The organism is Haemophilus sp. CCUG 60358, assembly GCF_001679485.1.
Taxonomy (GTDB): domain Bacteria; phylum Pseudomonadota; class Gammaproteobacteria; order Enterobacterales; family Pasteurellaceae; genus Haemophilus_D.
The window spans coordinates 1-20,737 of record NZ_LZOZ01000010.1 but is presented as its reverse complement, the minus strand read 5'-3'; the positions used below and the strand labels follow the sequence as shown (position 1 = coordinate 20,737).

General features: G+C 40.1%; 20 protein-coding genes, 3 tRNA genes, 1 rRNA gene and 1 riboswitch. Of the genes, 8 read left to right on the top strand and 16 right to left on the bottom strand.

What is annotated here, in order from left to right; genetic code table 11:
- Together A9500_RS04230 and A9500_RS04225 are read right to left on the bottom strand one after the other, a co-directional pair.
- Nucleotides 1-248 (bottom strand): 16S ribosomal RNA (locus tag A9500_RS04230); the annotation flags it as partial.
- A gap of 314 nt (nucleotides 249-562) precedes the next feature.
- Nucleotides 563-1,231, bottom strand: coding sequence for a TfoX/Sxy family DNA transformation protein (locus A9500_RS04225; RefSeq protein ID WP_083180297.1), 669 nt, complete (start codon nucleotides 1,229-1,231; stop codon nucleotides 563-565).
- Nucleotides 1,232-1,458: 227 nt separating this feature from the next.
- On the opposite strand from A9500_RS04225, the gene A9500_RS04220 reads away from it, so the two are divergent.
- The 3 genes from A9500_RS04220 to recX all read left to right on the top strand — a co-directional run bounded on the left by A9500_RS04220 (nucleotide 1,459) and on the right by recX (nucleotide 4,015).
- The gene (locus A9500_RS04220) at nucleotides 1,459-2,301 is read left to right on the top strand and encodes a patatin family protein (RefSeq protein ID WP_065244029.1); all 843 of its coding nucleotides are present in this window, start codon (nucleotides 1,459-1,461) and stop codon (nucleotides 2,299-2,301) included.
- Between the two features lie 136 nt (nucleotides 2,302-2,437).
- On the top strand, nucleotides 2,438-3,493 hold the full coding sequence (gene recA / locus A9500_RS04215; protein WP_049369596.1) for a recombinase RecA: 1,056 nt from the start codon (nucleotides 2,438-2,440) through the stop codon (nucleotides 3,491-3,493).
- A gap of 69 nt (nucleotides 3,494-3,562) precedes the next feature.
- A complete protein-coding gene (gene recX / locus A9500_RS04210) occupies nucleotides 3,563-4,015 on the top strand; it encodes a recombination regulator RecX (RefSeq protein WP_065244028.1) in 453 nt (150 codons plus the stop codon).
- Here the strand turns inward: recX and crcB are convergent.
- The 6 genes from crcB to rpsL all read right to left on the bottom strand — a co-directional run bounded on the left by crcB (nucleotide 3,990) and on the right by rpsL (nucleotide 9,789).
- Nucleotides 3,990-4,385: a fluoride efflux transporter CrcB gene (crcB, locus tag A9500_RS04205; RefSeq protein ID WP_065244027.1), complete on the bottom strand. Its 396-nt coding sequence runs from the start codon at nucleotides 4,383-4,385 to the stop codon at nucleotides 3,990-3,992. The two genes, recX and crcB, sit on opposite strands and share 26 nt — an antisense overlap.
- Nucleotides 4,386-5,204 carry a Cof-type HAD-IIB family hydrolase gene (locus A9500_RS04200; RefSeq protein ID WP_065244026.1) on the bottom strand — a complete coding sequence of 273 codons (819 nt, stop codon included), beginning with the start codon at nucleotides 5,202-5,204 and terminating at the stop codon, nucleotides 4,386-4,388.
- 156 nt (nucleotides 5,205-5,360) lie between these two features.
- Nucleotides 5,361-6,545 carry an elongation factor Tu gene (gene tuf, locus A9500_RS04195; protein WP_005635637.1) on the bottom strand — a complete coding sequence of 395 codons (1,185 nt, stop codon included), beginning with the start codon at nucleotides 6,543-6,545 and terminating at the stop codon, nucleotides 5,361-5,363.
- Nucleotides 6,546-6,610: 65 nt separating this feature from the next.
- A complete protein-coding gene (fusA, locus tag A9500_RS04190) occupies nucleotides 6,611-8,713 on the bottom strand; it encodes an elongation factor G (protein ID WP_054420178.1) in 2,103 nt (700 codons plus the stop codon).
- A gap of 84 nt (nucleotides 8,714-8,797) precedes the next feature.
- Entirely contained in the window at nucleotides 8,798-9,268 is a 471-nt protein-coding gene (gene rpsG / locus A9500_RS04185; RefSeq protein ID WP_005699184.1) for a 30S ribosomal protein S7, read from the bottom strand.
- Between the two features lie 146 nt (nucleotides 9,269-9,414).
- Nucleotides 9,415-9,789 (bottom strand): 30S ribosomal protein S12, encoded by a 375-nt coding sequence (rpsL, locus tag A9500_RS04180; RefSeq protein ID WP_005543325.1) that lies wholly within the window; start codon nucleotides 9,787-9,789, stop codon nucleotides 9,415-9,417.
- Nucleotides 9,790-10,047: 258 nt separating this feature from the next.
- Here rpsL and A9500_RS04175 point away from each other — a divergent pair, with 258 nt between their 5' ends.
- Together A9500_RS04175 and dusA are read left to right on the top strand one after the other, a co-directional pair.
- Nucleotides 10,048-11,433 (top strand): chloride channel protein, encoded by a 1,386-nt coding sequence (locus tag A9500_RS04175; protein ID WP_065244025.1) that lies wholly within the window; start codon nucleotides 10,048-10,050, stop codon nucleotides 11,431-11,433.
- A 3-nt stretch (nucleotides 11,434-11,436) separates the two neighbouring features.
- Entirely contained in the window at nucleotides 11,437-12,423 is a 987-nt protein-coding gene (gene dusA, locus A9500_RS04170; RefSeq protein ID WP_065244024.1) for a tRNA dihydrouridine(20/20a) synthase DusA, read from the top strand.
- A gap of 70 nt (nucleotides 12,424-12,493) precedes the next feature.
- Here the strand turns inward: dusA and ribB are convergent, their stop codons facing one another.
- A complete protein-coding gene (gene ribB / locus A9500_RS04165; protein WP_065244023.1) occupies nucleotides 12,494-13,141 on the bottom strand; it encodes a 3,4-dihydroxy-2-butanone-4-phosphate synthase in 648 nt (215 codons plus the stop codon).
- An 88-nt stretch (nucleotides 13,142-13,229) separates the two neighbouring features.
- Nucleotides 13,230-13,404, bottom strand: a riboswitch (FMN riboswitch).
- 127 nt (nucleotides 13,405-13,531) lie between these two features.
- Here ribB and nadR point away from each other — a divergent pair.
- Nucleotides 13,532-14,641, top strand: coding sequence for a multifunctional transcriptional regulator/nicotinamide-nucleotide adenylyltransferase/ribosylnicotinamide kinase NadR (nadR, locus tag A9500_RS04160; protein ID WP_083180295.1), 1,110 nt, complete (start codon nucleotides 13,532-13,534; stop codon nucleotides 14,639-14,641).
- Nucleotide 14,642: 1 nt separating this feature from the next.
- The gene (locus A9500_RS04155) at nucleotides 14,643-15,323 is read left to right on the top strand and encodes a metallophosphoesterase (RefSeq protein ID WP_065244022.1); all 681 of its coding nucleotides are present in this window, start codon (nucleotides 14,643-14,645) and stop codon (nucleotides 15,321-15,323) included.
- A 52-nt stretch (nucleotides 15,324-15,375) separates the two neighbouring features.
- Here A9500_RS04155 and A9500_RS04150 read toward each other — a convergent pair.
- The 7 genes from A9500_RS04150 to waaA all read right to left on the bottom strand — a co-directional run bounded on the left by A9500_RS04150 (nucleotide 15,376) and on the right by waaA (nucleotide 19,863).
- A tRNA-Arg gene (locus A9500_RS04150) sits at nucleotides 15,376-15,452 on the bottom strand.
- 53 nt (nucleotides 15,453-15,505) lie between these two features.
- A tRNA-Arg gene (locus tag A9500_RS04145) sits at nucleotides 15,506-15,582 on the bottom strand.
- 23 nt (nucleotides 15,583-15,605) lie between these two features.
- Nucleotides 15,606-15,699 (bottom strand) — tRNA-Ser (locus A9500_RS04140).
- A gap of 160 nt (nucleotides 15,700-15,859) precedes the next feature.
- Nucleotides 15,860-17,872 (bottom strand): DNA helicase Rep, encoded by a 2,013-nt coding sequence (gene rep, locus A9500_RS04135; protein WP_065244021.1) that lies wholly within the window; start codon nucleotides 17,870-17,872, stop codon nucleotides 15,860-15,862.
- Between the two features lie 13 nt (nucleotides 17,873-17,885).
- A complete protein-coding gene (locus A9500_RS04130; protein ID WP_005694824.1) occupies nucleotides 17,886-18,098 on the bottom strand; it encodes a lipoprotein in 213 nt (70 codons plus the stop codon).
- Complete coding sequence (coaD, locus tag A9500_RS04125; RefSeq protein ID WP_065244020.1) at nucleotides 18,095-18,571, bottom strand: pantetheine-phosphate adenylyltransferase; 477 nt, start codon at nucleotides 18,569-18,571, stop codon at nucleotides 18,095-18,097. Before coaD ends, A9500_RS04130 begins: the two co-directional genes overlap by 4 nt.
- The gene (gene waaA / locus A9500_RS04120) at nucleotides 18,568-19,863 is read right to left on the bottom strand and encodes a lipid IV(A) 3-deoxy-D-manno-octulosonic acid transferase (protein ID WP_065244019.1); all 1,296 of its coding nucleotides are present in this window, start codon (nucleotides 19,861-19,863) and stop codon (nucleotides 18,568-18,570) included. The genes coaD and waaA overlap by 4 nt, the downstream gene beginning before the upstream one ends.
- Nucleotides 19,864-19,924: 61 nt before the next feature.
- Between waaA and A9500_RS04115 the strand changes: the two genes are divergently transcribed.
- The gene (locus A9500_RS04115; protein WP_065244018.1) at nucleotides 19,925-20,683 is read left to right on the top strand and encodes a glycosyltransferase family 2 protein; all 759 of its coding nucleotides are present in this window, start codon (nucleotides 19,925-19,927) and stop codon (nucleotides 20,681-20,683) included.
- Nucleotides 20,684-20,737: the final 54 nt, after the last annotated feature.

The following is a 20,737-nucleotide window of genomic DNA, read 5'->3' as shown; positions in this document are numbered from 1 at the left end:
CCTAATCCCACTTGGGCTCATCCTATGGCATGTGGCCCGAAGGTCCCACACTTTAATCTTTCGATATTACGCGGTATTAGCTACAGTTTCCCGTAGTTATCCCCCTCCATAAGCTAGATTCCCAAGCATTACTCACCCGTCCGCCACTCGTCATCAAAGAAGCAAGCTTCTTTATGTTACCGTTCGACTTGCATGTGTTAAGCCTGCCGCCAGCGTTCAATCTGAGCCATGATCAAACTCTTCAATTCAAGTTTAATCGCTCAATACTGCTGACATAAAATGTCACTACTTAAAAAAGTATTATGAATTTCTAGTTAGCACCTATTAAGACTTCAAAATTAAAAAATATTTTTAAAACAAGTCAATCAACAAGTGCCCACACAGATTGTCTGATATATTGTTAAAGAGCAAAAAATAACGACGCACCGGTTTTTCTTAAGATTCACAACAGCGCGTCGTTGTGTGGGGTGCATTATAGGGATTTTTGAAATCCACGCAAGCACTTTTTTAAGAAATTTCTTCGATAGATGATTTTTTAAACGTTAACTCCTTTATATGAATGCTATTCAACCTTTTTTAAGGTCCGCTTACAACGTCTAAACCCATTTGCAGAAAGTATTTCATTAAGTTTACTAAGACCTCTTTCCTTCTCTTTTTCAGTATAAAACTCACAATTACGATTCTCTAAAGCACCTCGAAGCCGCCAATAGAAAGCTTCAGTTGCCCCAATATCCGCTTTCTTCAAACGAACAATCGCATTTTCAGCGCCTATTTGCCGTAAGGTATCAACATTATCAATACCCACTTTCTTCAGAGCTCTTTCATACTTAACCGATAAATTCGGTAAATCACGAATTCTCCCAATCTTAGATAGTGCAGAATCTAATTTTTCCTTCCTGATTTGACTAATAGAAAGAATGATCAAGGTTCTCATTAAAACATTATCTTTCAAGATACTTTCAGTTAAAGCATAATAATCAGATAATACGAAGCGTTTATTGAGTTCATTTGTTGCAAAAGGTTTACAGCCAAGTCCTTTTAATTTTATCGAAAGCTCATCCTTAGCACGTAAGTAAACCTTATTGTTTGCCCAAACCGCAAACATATCTTTCTCTTTATGATACAAGCCATATCCCGTAAATAAATTTTTACTTGTCACATCTCCGATAAGTTGATTTAACAAATCACATACTTTACTGATATGATCATTTGGGATTATGAGAGTTTTCATTTTAAAACTCCTCCTTATTTCAAGGTTAATCACATACGACTATACCAAGAAGTACTTCTCAAAAATATTTATATCATAACCTGTTAAGTGTGACGAATATAAAATTTCAATTTTGTGAGAAAGATCGCAAATGCAAAATTTATTTATTGATAAACAACTAGATAAGAAAAAATAAGTTTATAGTTTAATATTTAATCTTTTAAAAGTTTTAAAATTCAGGAGTAAAAATGACTGTAGGACTCGTTCTTGAGGGCGGCGGCATGAGAGGTATGTTTACCGCAGGTGTCCTTGATGCACTGATGGAACAAAACATTCAAATAAATAAAATTATTGGCATCTCTGCAGGTGCATTATTTGGCATAAATTATGCATCCAACCAAAAAGAAAGAGCGTTGAGATATAACCTAAAATATCTTAAAGATAAACGTTACATGGGATTTCATAGCCTTTTTACAACGGGCAATATTATCAATAAAGATTTCGCTTTCTATGATCTCCCTTTTAATCTCGACCCTTTTGATCAAAATGAATTCGAGAAATCTCACATTGATTTCTATTTAGCCGCCACAAACATTGAGAATGGTAAAGCGGAGTATTTCAAAATCAAAGATGTTTTCAAAGAGATGGAATACTTCAGAGCAACTTCAGCCATGCCTTTTGTCTCACAATTTGTGAAAATTGATGGACAAAAATATTTAGACGGTGGAATTGCTGATAGTATTCCATTTGAAAAAGCACAAGAGCTTGGTTGTGATAAAATCATCGTTGTTTTAACTCAACCGATCGACTACCGTAAAACAAGATCATCTTCTTTTTTATTCAAACTTTTTTATCACAAATATCCATATTTAGTTAAAACCTTAGAAAATCGCTACCGCACTTATAATGAACAAGTAGAAGAAATTATTCGTTTAGAAAAACAAAATAAAATCTTTGTGATTCGTCCAAATGTATCACTCAATATAGGTCGATTAGAACGAGATGAAACCAAAATAAGAACTGTATATGAACTGGGTGAAAAAATTCTCTCAGCACAAATTCAAGATCTAAAAAAATACTTAAGAAGTTGATTTTAAATAAACTATTTATCAAGTTTGGAATCTGCTTCACATTTTTTTGTCAAGGAAAAAATTTTCTCTTGATACTGTACATCAATACAGATATAATCTAGCCAAATTTAGATAACTCTGTTTAAGAAGGTTTTATATGGCAACTCAAGAAGAAAAGCAAAAAGCGCTCGCCGCAGCACTTGGTCAAATTGAAAAGCAATTCGGTAAAGGCTCAATTATGAAATTGGGCGATACTCAAGCCCTTGATGTAGAATCTGTTTCAACTGGTTCTTTAGGTCTTGATGTTGCCCTTGGTATTGGTGGTTTACCAATGGGTCGTATTGTTGAAATTTTTGGACCTGAATCTTCTGGTAAAACAACTTTAACTTTATCTGTTATCGCTCAAGCACAAAAAGTAGGTAAAACCTGTGCGTTTATCGATGCGGAGCATGCACTTGATCCTATTTATGCAGCAAAACTTGGCGTTGATGTTAAAGAGCTCTTAGTCTCCCAGCCAGATAACGGGGAACAAGCACTTGAAATTTGTGATGCCTTAGTTCGTTCTGGTGCTGTAGATGTGGTCATCGTGGACTCAGTTGCTGCACTTACCCCGAAAGCTGAAATTGAAGGCGAAATGGGGGATTCACATATGGGTTTACAGGCGCGTTTAATGTCTCAAGCACTACGTAAATTAACTGGTCAAATCAAAAATGCAAACTGTCTCGTTATCTTCATTAACCAAATTCGTATGAAAATTGGTGTCATGTTTGGTAACCCAGAAACCACAACTGGTGGTAACGCGCTAAAATTCTACTCTTCTGTTCGTTTAGATATCCGTCGTACTGGTTCAGTTAAAGATGGAGATGAGGTTATTGGTAACGAAACTCGTGTTAAAGTAGTCAAAAACAAATTAGCCGCACCTTTCCGCCAAGTTGATTTCCAAATTCTTTACGGAGAAGGTATTTCGAAAGCTGGCGAATTAATTGAGCTCGGTGTTAAACACAAACTAGTTGAGAAATCTGGTGCATGGTATGCATACAACGGTGAAAAGATTGGTCAAGGTAAAGCTAACGCAATGAAATGGTTAAACGAAAACCCTGCTAAATCTGATGAACTTGAAGCGAAGCTTCGTGCTGAATTAGTAGCCAATCCAGAACAGGCATTAATGGCGGACATTGAACAATCTAACGATGACGCAGAAAGCGATTTCTAATCACTAAAAGTGCGGTCAAAATTGACCGCACTTTTCATTTCAACCGTATTTCACCTAAAAGGAATTTCTATGTCTTCTCTTGCTTTGAGCTATGTCGTTAATTTACTTGCTCGACGTGAATATAGTGAATTTGAACTACGCAATAAAATGCAGGAAAAAGCATTTACAGAAGATGAGATCGATGAAACGATTGCTTACTGTCAGAAAAAAAACTGGCAAAATGATAAGCGATTTGCTGAAAATTATTTACACGCACGTTCGCAACGTGGGTATGGTGCAAATCGTATCAAACAAGAATTACGTCAACTGAAAGGTGTATCTTCAGATGCAATCAATGAAGTTCTCGCAGAAAGTGAAATTAATTGGATTGAAATAGCAGAAAAGGTTCTACACAAAAAGTTTCCTAATTATGCAGAACCTCAACCAATCAAAAGCAAACAAAAAATTTGGCAGTATATGCTCTCTCATGGATTTTATTCTGAAGAATTTAGCGATTTTATCGGAAATGGAATAGAAGACTGATGAGCCTAAAGAAATAAATCCCTAATACTGTAAAAATTAAACAACCAACTAAATGGCTCACTAAAACGAACAATCCATTTACCCACTCTTCTTTAAAAAAGAGTTCTATTACTTCGCCTGAAAAAGAAGAAAAGGTGGTGAGAGCACCAAGAAATCCAGTTACTAAGAATAATCGCCATTCAGGGCTAAATTGAGGAAATAACCAAAAGGCGGCCACTAAAATACCCATCAAAAAACAGCCAATAAAGTTCGCCACAAGTGTACCAAATGCAAGTGAACTAAACAGGGAATTAAGCCATAGACCTAATCCCCAGCGTAAAGAGGCTCCGATCGCTGCACCTGCACTAACCAGAAAAATTGACTGAAACATCTATTTAATACCAAAAAGTGAGGCTAAATGTTTGGCCACTGCTTCGTCTTTATTGAATCCGATCTCTTCCAATTCAGGGCAAGCTTCTTTTAGACGAGGATCAGCATTTGCCATTACATAACCTTTACCAGCCAAAGAAAGCATTTCAACATCATTCTGACCATCACCAAAAGCAATACAATCTTTTAATCCATAATTTCTATTTTCTAATAGGTGAGCTAGTGCATCACCTTTAGATACATTTTTGTTCATGACCTCTAAGCAAGTCACAGCGGAATAAACAATCGTAGCTTTATCACCAAAATGTGTTCTAAGATAATCTTCCAGTTCTACAAGATCTTTCGGGTCACGAGCAATAAAAAATACTTTTTCAGTTCCTCTTCCGTGATGTTTTGTGAAATCAACCACCTCATACATGAAACCTGAATCCTTGTGATATTTTGCTAATTCAGGCACATCTATATTGATAAACCAACCATCATCTTGATAAGTATTGATACAAATCTTGGTACGATCAAAAGGGATTTTATACAACTCAAGTACGATTTCTTCTGGAAGACTATTGCTATAAATAAGGTTACCTTTTAGGTCACGTACTCTCGCGCCATTAGAAGTGATCATTACAGCATGCTCCGCTCCAATCTTACCTAAAATAGAAGAAACATCCGTGTGATTACGGCCTGTCGCTAAAATAATATCAACACCTTTTTGTTCTAATTTATTTAATATCTCAATTGTGAAATCACCAATTACATGATTAGCATTGAGTAATGTACCGTCAAGATCAGAAACAACGGCTTTAAATGGAAGTTGTTGCATAAAAACACCCGTATAAAAAATGAATCTGTATCATACCAAAACAACAGGATTTTGACCGCACTTTCTATCAGAAAAACGACATTCATTGATAAAAAACAAAAAGGCGTATCTTTCGATACGCCTTCTTTATCTAACTTGTTACAGTTAATACATCAATTATTTGATGATTTTCGCAACAACACCAGCACCTACTGTACGGCCACCTTCACGGATTGCGAAACGTAAACCTTGGTCCATCGCGATTGGGTGGATTAAGCTTACTGTCATTTTGATGTTATCGCCAGGCATTACCATTTCCACGCCTTCTGGTAACTCGATTGTACCAGTTACGTCAGTTGTACGGAAATAGAACTGTGGACGGTAACCTTTGAAGAATGGAGTGTGACGACCACCTTCATCTTTTGATAATACGTAAACTTCTGATTCGAAATCAGTGTGTGGAGTGATTGAACCTGGTTTCGCTAACACTTGACCACGTTCGATTTCTTCACGTTTGGTACCACGTAATAATGCACCAATGTTTTCACCTGCACGACCTTCGTCAAGTAATTTACGGAACATTTCAACACCAGTTACAGTTGTTTTCGCTGTTGGTTTGATACCAACGATTTCAACTTCATCACCAGTGCGGATAATACCACGCTCAACACGACCTGTTACTACTGTACCACGACCTGAAATTGAGAACACGTCTTCGATTGGAAGAAGGAACGGTTGGTCAATTGCACGCTCTGGCTCAGGAATATAAGTATCTAAGTGGTTTGCTAACTCAAGGATTTTTTCTTCCCATTCTGCAACACCGTTTAATGCTTGTAATGCTGAACCACGTACGATTGGAGTATCGTCACCTGGGAAATCATATTGAGAAAGAAGTTCACGAACTTCCATTTCTACTAATTCTAATAACTCTTCGTCATCTACCATGTCGCATTTGTTTAAGAATACGATGATGTAAGGTACACCTACTTGACGACCTAATAAGATGTGCTCACGAGTTTGTGGCATTGGACCATCTGTCGCTGCTACTACTAAGATTGCACCGTCCATTTGCGCCGCACCGGTAATCATGTTTTTAACATAGTCCGCGTGTCCTGGGCAGTCAACGTGTGCGTAGTGACGAGTTGGAGTATCGTATTCAACGTGTGATGTGTTGATGGTGATACCACGCGCTTTTTCTTCTGGCGCGTTATCGATTTGGTCGAATGCACGAGCTGCACCACCGTAGTGTTTTGCTAATACGGTTGTGATTGCTGCTGTTAAAGTTGTTTTACCGTGGTCAACGTGGCCGATTGTACCCACGTTTACGTGCGGTTTTGTACGTTCAAATTTTTCTTTAGACATTTGTTTAGTTTCCTAGAAAATGCTCTATAAGCCATTCGACTTATAGAGCGGATTGTTACAAAAAATTATTTTTTACGCGCTTCAATTACTGCAGCAGCAACACTTGTTGGCGCTTCAGCATATTTTAACGGTTCCATTGAGTATGATGCACGACCTTGAGTTTGTGAACGTAAGTCTGTTGCATAACCGAACATCTCAGAAAGTGGAACTTCTGCATCGATTTTAACAACGAACTCGTTCGCTTCTTGACCGTTAACCATAGCACGACGACGGCTTAAGTCACCGATTACATCACCCACATACTCAGGTGGAGTTTCTACTTCAACTTTCATGATTGGCTCAAGTAGAACTGGGTTTGCTTTAGCAAACGCTGCTTTAAATGCTAAAGAAGCCGCTAATTTAAACGCTAATTCTGATGAGTCAACATCATGGTATGAACCGAAGTGTAAACGTACACCAAGATCTACTACTGGGTAACCTGCTAACGGACCAGATTTAAGCTGTTCTTGGATACCTTTATCAACCGCAGGAATGTATTCACCAGGGATTACACCACCTTTGATTTCGTTTACAAATTCATAACCAGGGCCTTCTGGATCTAATGGATATAAGTCGATAACAACGTGACCATATTGACCGCGACCACCAGATTGTTTTGCGTGTTTACCTTCCACATCGTTAACACGAGTGCGGATAGTTTCACGGTAAGATACTTGTGGTTTACCGATGTTAGCTTCCACTTTAAACTCACGTTTCATACGGTCAACGATGATGTCTAAGTGTAACTCACCCATACCAGAAATAATGGTTTCACCAGATTCTTCATCAGTGTGTACACGGAATGAAGGGTCTTCTTGAGCAAGACGACCTAATGCAAGACCCATTTTTTCTTGGTCAGCTTTAGTTTTAGGTTCTACTGCTACAGAGATTACTGGCTCTGGGAATTCCATACGCTCAAGGATGATTGGTGCATCGATAGCACATAATGTATCACCCGTTGTTACATCTTTTAAGCCGATTGCTGCAGCGATATCGCCCGCACGAACTTCTTTGATTTCTTCACGTTTGTTAGCGTGCATCTGTACGATACGACCAAAACGTTCACGTTTTTGACGTACTGAGTTTAATACTGTATCACCAGAATTAATTACACCTGAGTACACACGGAAGAAAGTTAAGTTACCTACGAATGGGTCAGTTGCAATTTTGAATGCTAATGAAGAGAACGGCTCATCATCGCTTGCGTGACGTTCACCTTCAGTTTCATCTGGGTTGATACCTTTGATTGCTGGAATATCAGTTGGTGCTGGTAAGTATTCAACAACTGCATCAAGCATTGCTTGAACACCTTTGTTTTTGAATGCAGAACCACAAGTTACCAAGATGATTTCGTTTGCTAATACGCGTTGACGAAGACCTGCTTTAATTTCTTCTTCGCTTAACTCTTCACCACCAAGATATTTTTCCATTAATTCTTCAGTTGCTTCAGCTGCTGCATCAACAAGGTTTTGACGCCATTCTTCACACGCTGCTTGCATATCTGCTGGAATATCTTCATAAGTGAAGGTCATACCTTGGTCAGCTTCGTTCCAGTTGATCGCTTTCATTTTAATCAAGTCAACAACACCAGTGAAGTTTTCTTCTGCACCGATTGGAAGTTGAAGAGGAACAGCGTTCGCACCTAAACGAGTTTTAAGTTGATCAACAACACGTAAGAAGTTAGCACCAGTACGGTCCATTTTGTTTACGAACGCAATACGTGGAACTTGATATTTGTTAGCTTGACGCCATACAGTTTCAGACTGAGGTTGAACACCACCAACCGCACAGTAAACCATTACCGCACCATCAAGAACACGCATAGAACGTTCTACTTCAACAGTAAAGTCTACGTGTCCTGGGGTATCGATAACGTTGATACGGTGTTGTGGGAATTGTTGTGACATACCTGACCAGAATGCGGTAGTTGCCGCAGAGGTAATGGTAATACCACGTTCTTGTTCCTGTTCCATCCAGTCCATTGTTGCTGCACCATCGTGTACTTCACCAATTTTGTGACTTACACCGGTGTAGAATAAGATACGTTCAGTGGTAGTAGTTTTACCAGCATCAATGTGCGCACTAATACCGATATTACGATATCTTTCAATAGGGGTTGTACGAGCCATTATTATAACCTTGTTAAGTTTAATATCTGTTTATATAAGGGTAAGGCTTCATCGAGGATGAAGCCCTTAAATTTTAAAAGCGTATTACCAACGGAAGTGAGCAAATGCTTTATTAGCTTCAGCCATACGGTGAACGTCTTCACGTTTTTTCACAGCTGCGCCTTTGTTATCTGATGCATCAGATAATTCATTTGCAAGACGTAAAGCCATTGATTTATCACCGCGTTTACGTGCAGCTTCAACGATCCAACGCATACCTAATGCGTTACGACGAACTGGACGTACTTCAACTGGCACTTGGTAAGTAGAACCACCAACACGACGAGATTTAACCTCAACAGTTGGGCGAACGTTTTCAAGTGCAATTTCAAATGCTTCTAAAGGTTCTTTACCTGTGCGTTCTGCAAGTTTGTCTAACGCACCGTAAACGATGGTTTCAGCAACGGATTTTTTACCGTCTACCATTAATACATTAATAAATTTTGCAAGTAACTCTGAACCGAACTTCGGATCTGGAAGAATCTTGCGTGGTTCAACACTACGACGACGTGGCATTGCGAATTTCTCCGTATATTTAATCTTCAGGATATCCAAAACTCTATAAAAATTAACCGCACTTTAAAGTGAGCTAATGTGATACTGGAGTTTCTGATTTAAATTTTTACTAATTTAGACGTTTGGCCTTACTTAACGGAGTTCCATTAAGCTTTAGGACGTTTAACGCCGTATTTAGAACGACCTTGTTTACGATCTTTAACGCCTGCACAGTCTAATGCGCCGCGAACAGTGTGGTAACGAACACCCGGTAAGTCTTTAACACGACCACCACGGATAAGCACAACACTGTGCTCTTGAAGGTTGTGACCTTCGCCGCCGATGTAAGAAGTTACTTCAAAGCCATTAGTTAAACGAATACGACATACTTTACGTAATGCTGAGTTCGGTTTTTTAGGTGTAGTTGTGTATACACGAGTGCACACACCACGTTTCTGCGGGCAAGCCTCTAATGCAGGAACGTTACTTTTTACAACCTTTTTCACACGCGGTTTGCGTACTAGCTGGTTGATAGTTGCCATTAAAAAAGCTCCAGTTTAAATGTTATTCATAATAGAATGTTTGTTACAAAATCTATCTCTCCATCCAATAGACAGAAGAAATAGACGCTGAATTTTAATGGTTTCACCTCACATTGTCAATATTTAAACAGAAATAGGATCGCAAAGGATCGCTTGATAAAAAATCGACACTAAACTGACCGCACTTTTCCAAATCCATTGCCTGCCTGAAACTAGGGTTTTATAATTTCAAGCAGAATTAGTTTGTTGGCAATCATTATGTTACGTTCATTCATTTTTCACTTACGTTATTTCTACCATAAAAAACTTCGACAAACCCATCGTATCTCTCATAAAACCCTAGAGTTTGTATGTTTACTAATTGGTGCGACATTTGTTGCGCTTTTTTCCTTTGGATTTGCAAAACTCGCTGACATGGGACTTGAATTTAACGCCTATTGGTCTGCCAAATACCCTCTCGCCGTTTGGATCGTCTTGCCACTTGGTCTTGCATTTCTTACCTGGTTTACCGCCAAATACACACCTTATGTCGGTGGTAGCGGTATTCCACAAGTAATTGCCTCCATCAATCTTCCTTACAGTGGCTATAAAACAAAACTGGTTGAATTTCGTCAAACCATTTGGAAAATCCCGCTTACTTTCCTTGCCATGGCGATAGGCGCTTCTGTTGGACGTGAAGGGCCTTCTGTTCAAGTGGGTGCGGCTGTCATGCTCGCGTGGGGAAATTTCTGTCGTAAATACAACTTTGCTTTCCGCGGATTAAGTACGAATGAACTCATCGCAACCGGTGCAGCAGGTGGTCTTGCTGCTGCATTTAATGCGCCTTTGGCAGGAGTCATTTTTGCCATTGAAGAACTTGGTCGTGGCGTGATGTTACGCTGGGAAAGACGCGTATTGCTCGGTGTGTTAGCGGCCGGTTTTATTTTAGTGGCGATTCAAGGCAATAGCCCTTACTTTCCTGTCTATAAAGGTGCGACCTCTATTCCTTATTTATATCTTTGGCTTGCCATTTGTGGCGTCGTCTGCGGTGTACTGGGTGGCATATTTGGGCGACTCCTTGCCAAAGGACTCGCGGGACTTTCTCCAATCCAATGGTGTGATTGGATCCGTAAACACCCTATTTACATTGCCTTATTACTCGGTTTAGTACTTGCTGCTCTGGGCACCTACAGCGAAGGACAAACCTATGGAACAGGTTATGACGTTGTCGCCAGAGCGTTAGAAGGACAGCTCGTTTCACCTGAAGTGGGGATACTAAAACTCTTCGCAACGGTTACGACTTATTGGAATGGCATCGCGGGCGGAATTTTTACACCATCTCTCACTACTGGCGCGGGTATCGGTACCATGTTATGGGAAATCAGCAACGGCATGGTCGATCAACGTTTCTTGGTCATTTTATGTATGGCAGCCTTTTTAGCCGGCGGCACACAATCGCCCGTGACAGCGAGTGTGGTTGTGATGGAAATGACGGGGGCTCAACCTGTGCTGATTTGGCTCTTGATTTCCAGTATCATTGCCTCCATAATTTCGCGCCAATTTAGTCCGAAACCTTTTTACCACTTTGCGGCTGGACGTTTCCGCCAACGAATGCAGGAACAACAAGCAGAAGATCTTCGCCGTAACGAGATTCAAGAGAAATAAAATATGTCAGAAAACCAACCGCACTTTTATCGTGGCCGCTTTTCCGTTGCGCCGATGTTAGATTGGACGACGCGCCATTGTCGCTATTTTCATCGTCAATTTAGTAAAAATGCGTTGCTTTATACCGAAATGGTCACAGCACCCGCCATTATTCATGCTAAATACGATCATTTAGATTTTAATTTGCAAGAAAATCCGGTTGCCCTACAACTTGGTGGAAGCGATCCCGCACAGCTTAAACATTGTGCGAAATTAGCGGAAGAAAGAGGCTATCATGAAATTAATCTCAATGTCGGTTGCCCTTCCGACCGCGTGCAAAACGGTATGTTTGGTGCTTGCTTGATGGCAAAAGCGGATTTAGTAGCAGAATGTATTGCAAAAATGCAAAGTGTCGTGAATATTCCTGTCACCGTGAAAACGCGTATTGGCATTGATGATTTGGATAGCTATGAATTTCTCTGCGACTTTATCGAAAAAGTCCATCATGCAGGCTGCCAAGAATTTATTGTTCATGCTCGAAAAGCTTGGCTTTCAGGATTAAGCCCAAAAGAGAATCGAGAGATTCCCCCTTTGGATTATGATCGTGTTTATCAATTAAAGAAAGATTTCCCACAGTTAACCATTGCTATTAATGGCGGCATTAAAACCATCGAAGAAATGAAACATCATTTACAATTTGTGGATGGCGTGATGGTTGGGCGTGAGGCTTATCAAAATCCGTCATTGTTGGGCTATGTTGATCAAATGCTTTTTGATGCCAATGCGGATATCGTCACACCAAGACAAGCGGTGGAAGCCATGTTCCCTTATATTGAAAAACAACTAAGCCAAGGTGTTTATTTAAATCATATCGTTCGACATATGCTCGGTGCATTCCAAAACTGCAAAGGGGCAAGACAATGGCGACGCTATTTAAGTGAAAATGCCTTTAAGCAAGGTGCAAGAATCGAAGTGGTCGAAACGGCATTAAGCTTTGTGGAAACCAATTAAGCCTAAAACGCAAAGTGCGGTCAGAATTTAAAAGATTTTCTGACCGCACTTTTGTTTTCTGAGTATTTAATTAACAATGATGTTTTTGACGATATGCCACTAAATCTTCAATTGTTAACACCGCATAACCAAATTTTTTCGCAAATTCGATAATTTCTGCAGCACGAGCCATAGAGCCATCATCATTCGTAATTTCACAAATGACACCTGCCGGTTTAAAACCACTTAAACGTGCTAAATCAACTGAGGCTTCAGTATGACCACGACGTGCCAAAACACCGCCTTCTGCGGCACGTAATGGGAAAACATGTCCTGGACGGTGAAGATCTGTCGGTTTTGCATGATCTGCAATTGCCGCTTTGATTGTGGTGACGCGATCTTGCGCCGATACACCGGTTGACACACCTTCTGCCGCTTCAATCGTCACGGTAAACGCGGTTTTATTCACGCTATTGTTGTGTTCAACCATTGGTGGCAAATCAAGCTGTTTACATTGTTCATCGGTAATACATAAACACACGATACCACTGCCATAGCGAATAAGTTTTGCCATTTGTTCTGGCGTAATGGTTTCTGCTGGGAAGATTAAATCGCCTTCATTTTCGCGATCTTCATCATCCAATACTAATACGCCATTACCTTGTTTGAATGCATTCAATGCGTTAATTACCCGTTCTTCGCCGGTCGCACCAAATGCAGATAAAATTGACTGATTCATCGTAATTTCCTTTGTTGTTACGTTAAAATTAACCAGAATCAGGGCTGAGAAATGCAAATAAATAGAACGGAATTGGGAACCCAATCCGTTTTATTCTCTTTCATCCAGACTATACTGTCGGCTTTGGAATTTCACCAAATCTGCTAACCTTAAAAGTACAAAGCGAAACAATTTTGTAAAACGCAATCAAAATTGACCGCACTTTTAAGTGCTCGTGGGCTGTCACCACCGGTAGGGAATTTCACCCTGCCCTGAGAATGCAGGTCGTAGTATAACGTAAAATGTCACTGTAAAAAATCATTCAATGAAAAATGTTTTTATTTGCACAAAGATTGCATAAAATAGGACTATTCAGCCACCTCGTAGTGGCCATTTAGCGAAGGATGCATTATGTCGAACAAACACGATAAAAAAGTGGGTGTAATTTTCGGGAAATTCTACCCTGTTCACACCGGCCATATTAATATGATTTATGAAGCATTCAGTAAAGTGGATGAGCTTCACGTGATTGTCTGTAGCGATACCGAACGCGATTTAAAGCTGTTCTATGATAGTAAAATGAAACGTATGCCGACAGTACAAGATCGTCTTCGCTGGATGCAACAAATCTTTAAATATCAAAACGATCACATTTTTATTCATCACTTAGTTGAAGATGGCATTCCAAGTTACCCAAATGGTTGGCAAGCTTGGAGTGACGCAGTAAAAAATCTATTTGAAGAAAAACAATTTACCCCGACAATGGTATTTAGTAGTGAGCCACAAGACAAAGCACCATACGAAAAATACTTAGGACTCGAAGTTTCTTTAGTGGATCCTGACCGCTCTTTCTTTAATGTATCTGCGACGAAAATTCGCACTACACCTTTCCAATATTGGAAATTCATTCCGAAAGAAGTCCGTCCATTCTTTGCAAAAACCATTGCCATTTTGGGTGGTGAAAGCAGCGGTAAAAGTGTGTTAGTCAGCAAACTGGCTGCCGTATTCAATACCACTTCTGCATGGGAATATGGTCGGGAATATGTCTTTGAAAAATTAGGTGGCGATGAGCAAGCCATGCAATATTCTGACTATCCACAAATGGCATTAGGCCACCAACGCTATATTGATTATGCGGTGCGTCATGCCCATAAAGTCGCGATTATTGATACTGATTTCATTACCACGCAAGCTTTTTGTATTCAATACGAAGGTAAAGCCCATCCATTCCTCGATTCCATGATCAAAGAATACCCATTTGATGTCACCATTTTATTGAAAAACAATACAAAATGGGTGGATGATGGCTTACGTAGTCTAGGCAGCCAAAAACAACGTCAACAATTTCAACAGTTATTGAAGAAATTGTTGGATAAATACAAAGTGCCTTACATTGAAATTGAATCGCCAAGTTATTTAGATCGTTATAACCAGGTCAAATCTGTTGTGGAAAAAGTGTTAAATGATGAAGAACTTGAAGGTTTACAGCATACTAAACGCACATTGACCAACGAGAAATAAAATGATTTTATTCGCAGGCGATCCGCACGGAAGTTATGAACATCTTTATCCTTTCGTGCAAGAAAATGACAACGTTGCCCTGATTATTTTGGGTGACTTGCAACTTTCTTCGCCTGATGAATTAGATAAACTCGCAAAATATTGTGATATTTGGTTTATTCATGGCAATCATGATAGCAAAACCGTTGCCGCATTTGAGGCGATTTGGGGGACACATTGGAAATCGCGTAATTTGCATAATCGTGTTGTTGAAATTCAAGGACAACGCATTGCCGGCTTAGGTGGCGTATTCCGTGGACAAATCTGGATGCCACCCAATAAACCGATGTCTTTTGACCCTATCCATTATTGCCAATATAGTCCGCAAGAAAAAATTTGGCGTGGCGGTGTACCATTGCGTCATCGCACGTCTATTTTCCCTTCTGATATTGAAGCCATTGAAAACGAGCAAGCCGATATTCTGATTTGCCATGAAGCACCGAAACCCCATCCAATGGGATTTCGTGTGATTAATCAACTCGCAGAAAAATTAGGGGTAAGACACGTTTTCCATGGTCATCACCACGATAACGTCGAATACAAGACAAATTTTCCTTATAAAATCACAAATGTCGGTTTTAGAAGTGTCACAGACGTACAAGGAAATTATTTATTAAAAACCGTTGATGATCGCGAAAAATGATCAAATAAAGCGTTAATTGTTTTTGATAAAAAGAAAGTTTGAAGAGAGAAGATGGCGCACCCGAAAGGATTCGAACCTTTGACCGCTCGGTTCGTAGCCGAGTACTCTATCCAGCTGAGCTACGGGTGCGTAGTGATGTTTTATTCTTCGTGACCATTTTAACTGATAGAGTCGATTTAAAATGGCGCACCCGAGAGGATTCGAACCTCTGACCGCTCGGTTCGTAGCCGAGTACTCTATCCAGCTGAGCTACGGGTGCAGAATAATAAAACTAAAAACAAATGGCGGTGAGAGAGGGATTCGAACCCTCGATGGAGTTTTTGACCCCATACTCCCTTAGCAGGGGAGCGCCTTCAGCCTACTCGGCCATCTCACCACAATCGGTTTGTGGGCGGTATAATACGTTTTTTTGAAAATAAGTCAAATCATTTTTTGTAAAAGCCGTTTTGGTTGCTTGATTTATCTACATTTTGCATAAATAAAGTGCGGTTGAAAAAACAAATAAATTTCCCACCGCACTTTAACGTAAATCATCTCTAGCCTTTTAAAATTGCCCGCAGACGATCGAGCTGACTAGAAGTTTGTTGTTGCTTCTGTTCTACCGTTAATTTTGGCTTATCTTTTTCCCATTGCACATCATCTTGTGGTAACTCAGCCAAGAAACGACTCGGCTCTGGGCGAATTAACTCGCCAAACTGACGTCGTTCACGACAAAGAGAAAAAGTCAGCGTTTGTTGTGCTCGAGTAATGCCCACATAGGCTAGACGGCGCTCTTCCTCTACATTATCTTCATCAATACTGGTTTGATGAGGCAAAATCCCCTCTTCCATACCGATTAAATACACATGGAGGAACTCTAAACCTTTGGAGGCATGCAATGTCATTAATTGCACTTGATCACTCTCGTCATCGTCTTCGCCGCGTTCCATCATGTCGCGTAAAGTTAAACGAGTGACCACTTGGTTTAAAGTCATCGGCTCATTCACCTCATCGCCTTTGAGCATATCCTCTACCCAGCTAAACAAGGTTGCCACGTTTTTACTTTGCATTTCGGCAGCTTTCGGACTGGTGGCATATTCATACAAATATTCTTCGTAATGCAATGAAGAAAGTAACGAACGCACAGCCGTTTCAGGATCGGAACGTAAACTTTGATCATTCAACTCCACAATCCAACGACCAAATTTTTGCAATGCATCATAGGCTTTTGGTGTAACATGTTGCATGAGCTCAAACTCAAAAATCGCCTCAAATAAGCTGATATGTTTTTCCTGTGCCAACTCGCCTAGTTTTTGCAATGTTGCAGTACCAATTTCCCGTTTCGGTGTATTCACAATACGCAAAAAGGCTGCATCATCGTCTTGATTCACCACCAAACGCAAGTAGGCCATCATGTCCTTAATTTCAGCACGAGAGAAAAAAGACGTCCCGCCAGAAATTTTGTACGGAATGCGGTTTTGCATCAGCACTTTTTCCAATAGACGGGATTGATGATTACCGCGATATAAAATGGCATAATCCTTAAATTTGGTTTTACGACTAAAGCGATGAGCAATCAATTCCGCTACAATCCGTTCGGCTTCATGTTCTTCATTTTTCGCTTCAATGACTTGCAGTTTTTCACCTTCGCCTAAGTTGGAAAAAAGCTTTTTGTCGAATACGTGCTCGTTGTTATCAATCAAAATGTTGGCACAATGCAAAATACGATGAGTGGAACGGTAATTTTGTTCTAATTTAATAACTTGCAAACGCGGAAAATCATCACGCAAGCGCACCATATTTTGCGGTCGAGCACCTCGCCAAGAATAAATAGATTGGTCATCATCGCCTACTACGGTAAAACAAGCTCTCTCGCCAACGAGTAGTTTGATGAGCTCATATTGGCTGGTATTGGTATCTTGATATTCATCCACCAACAAATATCGGATTTTCTCCTGCCATTTTGACCGCACTTCTTCGTTCTGTTTGAAGAGTAAGGTTGGCAACATAATCAAATCATCAAAATCCAACGCATTATAAGCACGGATTTGCGCCGCATAACGCTCATAACATTTTGCAAAGGTTTGATATTTGGCATCTTTCGCTAAGGCATAAGCCTGTTTTGGTGAAACCAAATCATTCTTCCAGTTGGAAATAACCGAGATTAATTCTCGCAATAAATCCTTATCTTCCTGGAGCACATCTGCTGTCAGTTCTTTGAGTAAGGCAAGTTGATCGTGCTCATCAAACAAGGTCATATTCGATTTAAAGCCTAAAGCTTTATATTCCCGTTTGATAATGTCGAAACCTAAGGTATGGAAAGTGGAAACAATCAATCCTTTGGATTTTTCTTTACCAATGGAATGGGCAACACGCTCTTTCATTTCACGAGCGGCTTTGTTGGTAAAGGTTACGGCGGCGATCTGTTTAGGTAAATAACCGCAGTGTTCAATCAAATGAGCAATCTTATTGATGATCACACGAGTTTTGCCAGAGCCTGCGCCAGCTAGCACCAAGCAAGGCCCACTGACATATTCGACAGCCTGTTGTTGTTGAGGATTGAGTTTCATATCTTAATGCAAATTAATTTGACCACGCATAAGGCAACAATGCGGTATCTAATAAAAATGACAGTGGCAAATCTAAAATAGGTAAACCCCATTTTTGTGCCATCTCTAAATCATAAGCCGCACCCGCATAAGGTGTGTATTTCTCAGATGGATCAATTAATTTCACCACCGTACCACAACCAGTTAACGCTAAAAGTGCGGTTAAAATCAGAAGTGTTTTTTTCATTCATGACGTGCTTTTAAGGCTAAATAGACGGCTTCCGGCACCAGTTCTTTCACATCCCCATGGTGCAAATAAATTTCTCGTACAATCGTGGAAGACACAAACGCCCATTTTTCTGTTGGTGGGAAAAACAAACTATCCACACCATCGGTTAATAAACGGTTTAACGCTGCCAATTGTAATTCGTATTCGAAGTCCGTCGTTGTGCGTACGCCACGAATAATTGCGGTAATCTTTTTCGCTTTGATTTCATTTGCGAGTAAGTCAGAGAATCCAAATACTTCCACATTGGGTAAATGAGCGACCGATTGACGCACAAGCTCAACGCGTTCTTCTAATGAGAACAATGGCTTTTTGCTCGGACTATTCGCCACCGCGACAAAAACTTTCAGAAAAATGACCGCACTTCGCGCAATGATATCTAAATGCCCGTTGGTGATCGGGTCAAACGTGCCAGGGTAAATTACGCTTGTCATTTATTGTTCTCCGAAATATGGGTTAAATAAGGATGAAGCAAATCTAAAAGACGCTGTAATGCGCCACGATTTTCGATTAATACCTCGTAGCCTGCATTGCCTAAACGTTGACGCGCCCCTTTCGAATTCAATAACTTATCAATAATCTCTGACAATGCTTTTTCGGTGGAGTTGATTTGCAATACACCTTGCACTTCTAAAAGCGAAGTAAAGACTTCAGGGAAATTGAAGGTATGCTTTCCACTCACAACGGGTAATTTAAACGCCAAAGGCTCTAGAGGGTTATGTCCCCCATGTTTGACCAAACTTCCGCCTACAAACGCAATATCTGAAATACCATACATCAACATCAACTCGCCCATGGTATCACCAAGAATCACTTGGGTATTTTCTGAAGGAATCTCCCTCGTTGAACGACGAATAAAGTTAAAGTTGGCTTTTTCAATTAAATCCGCCACAGGATTAAAACGTTCTGGATGACGAGGCACTAGCAATAACAGCAAGTTTGGATGTTTTTTCAGTAACAAATGATGCGCTTGTAAAATGAGTTCTTCTTCCCCTTCATGGGTACTCGCCGCAATCCAAATCTGACGATCTTTCGCCCAGCTTTCATGAAGTGTTGCAATATCTTTGAGTAATTCATCACTGACCACAAGATCATATTTAATATTGCCGGTTAATTGCAGACGATCTTTCTCATAACCTAACTCTAAATAACGTTTTCCACTGATACTATCTTGTGGCGCAATCAAGCTGATTTGAGAAAGCATATACTGCAAATGTTGTTTGACTTTGCCATAGCGTCTCGCTGAACGTGCAGAAAGACGTGCATTGGCGACAATGAAAGGAATATTTCGACGAGCCAAACAATCAATCAAATTTGGCCAAAGTTCCGTTTCAATGACAATGAATACTTTAGGTTGAATAAAATCAATAAAACGATTGATGACACAAGGTAAATCGTAGGGCAAATAACAATGCGTCACAGTTTCCCCGAACGCAGCTTTTACGCGTTCAGAGCCTGTTGGCGTGACCGTTGTAAATGTGATTGGTAAATGCGGATAGTCTTTCTGAATACGTTTTACTAGCGGCGTAGCGGCGATCACTTCCCCTACCGATGCAGCATGAATGACGATCCCATCTTTTGCAGGCTTAACAAGATTCGCATAAATACCATATCGCTCACCTAAACGCTTGCGATAATTAGGGGCCTTAAGACTTCGTAGCAACATGAAGAACAACACAAAAGGCTGAATCAGATACATCAGGCCGGTATAAAAAAAACGCCACATAAAATAAATTCGGTTATACTTACAAAAACTTCGGCTAGTATAACAAAAAAAGGATCAAAATATGCCAACAATTAGCGTTGCCATGATTGTCAAAAATGAAGCGGCAGATCTTGCCCAATGTCTCGATACGGTAAAAGATTGGGTAGATGAAATCATTATTGTCGATTCAGGCAGTACTGATAACACCCAAGAAATCGCGGAACAATATGGTGCAAAATTTTATTCGCACTCTGATTGGCCAGGTTTTGGCAAACAACGTCAAAGAGCCCAAGAATATGTCACCAGTGATTATGTTTTGTGGCTAGATGCCGATGAACGCGTCACACCGAAACTGCGTGAATCCATTCAACAAGCGGTTCAACAAGATACGCCAAATACGGTTTATGATATTCCTCGGGTGAGTGAAGTATTTGGACGTGAAATTCGTCATTCAGGTTGGTATCCAGATTATGTGGTGCGTTTATATCGCACAAATTATGCGGGATATAATGATTCTCTGGTACATGAAAAAGTAGTTTATCCTGAAAACACGAAAGTACAGAAATTAACAGGAGATCTGGAGCATTTCACTTATAAAAGCATTCATCACTATTTGGTGAAATCTGCGGGTTATGCCAAAGCTTGGGCAGACCAACGCCAAGCCAAAGGGAAAAAAGCCACGTTATGGCTAGGTGTCAGCCATGCCATCGGGTGCTTTGTCAAAATGTACATTTTAAAAGCCGGTTTCTTAGATGGAAAACAAGGTTTTCTGCTTGCGGTACTTTCGGCCCACTCCACCTTTGTGAAGTATGCTGATTTATGGGAACGCGATCAACATTAATCAAAAACAAAAAGTGCGGTTAAAATTGATCTGTACCCCAAAAGTTGGACTAAA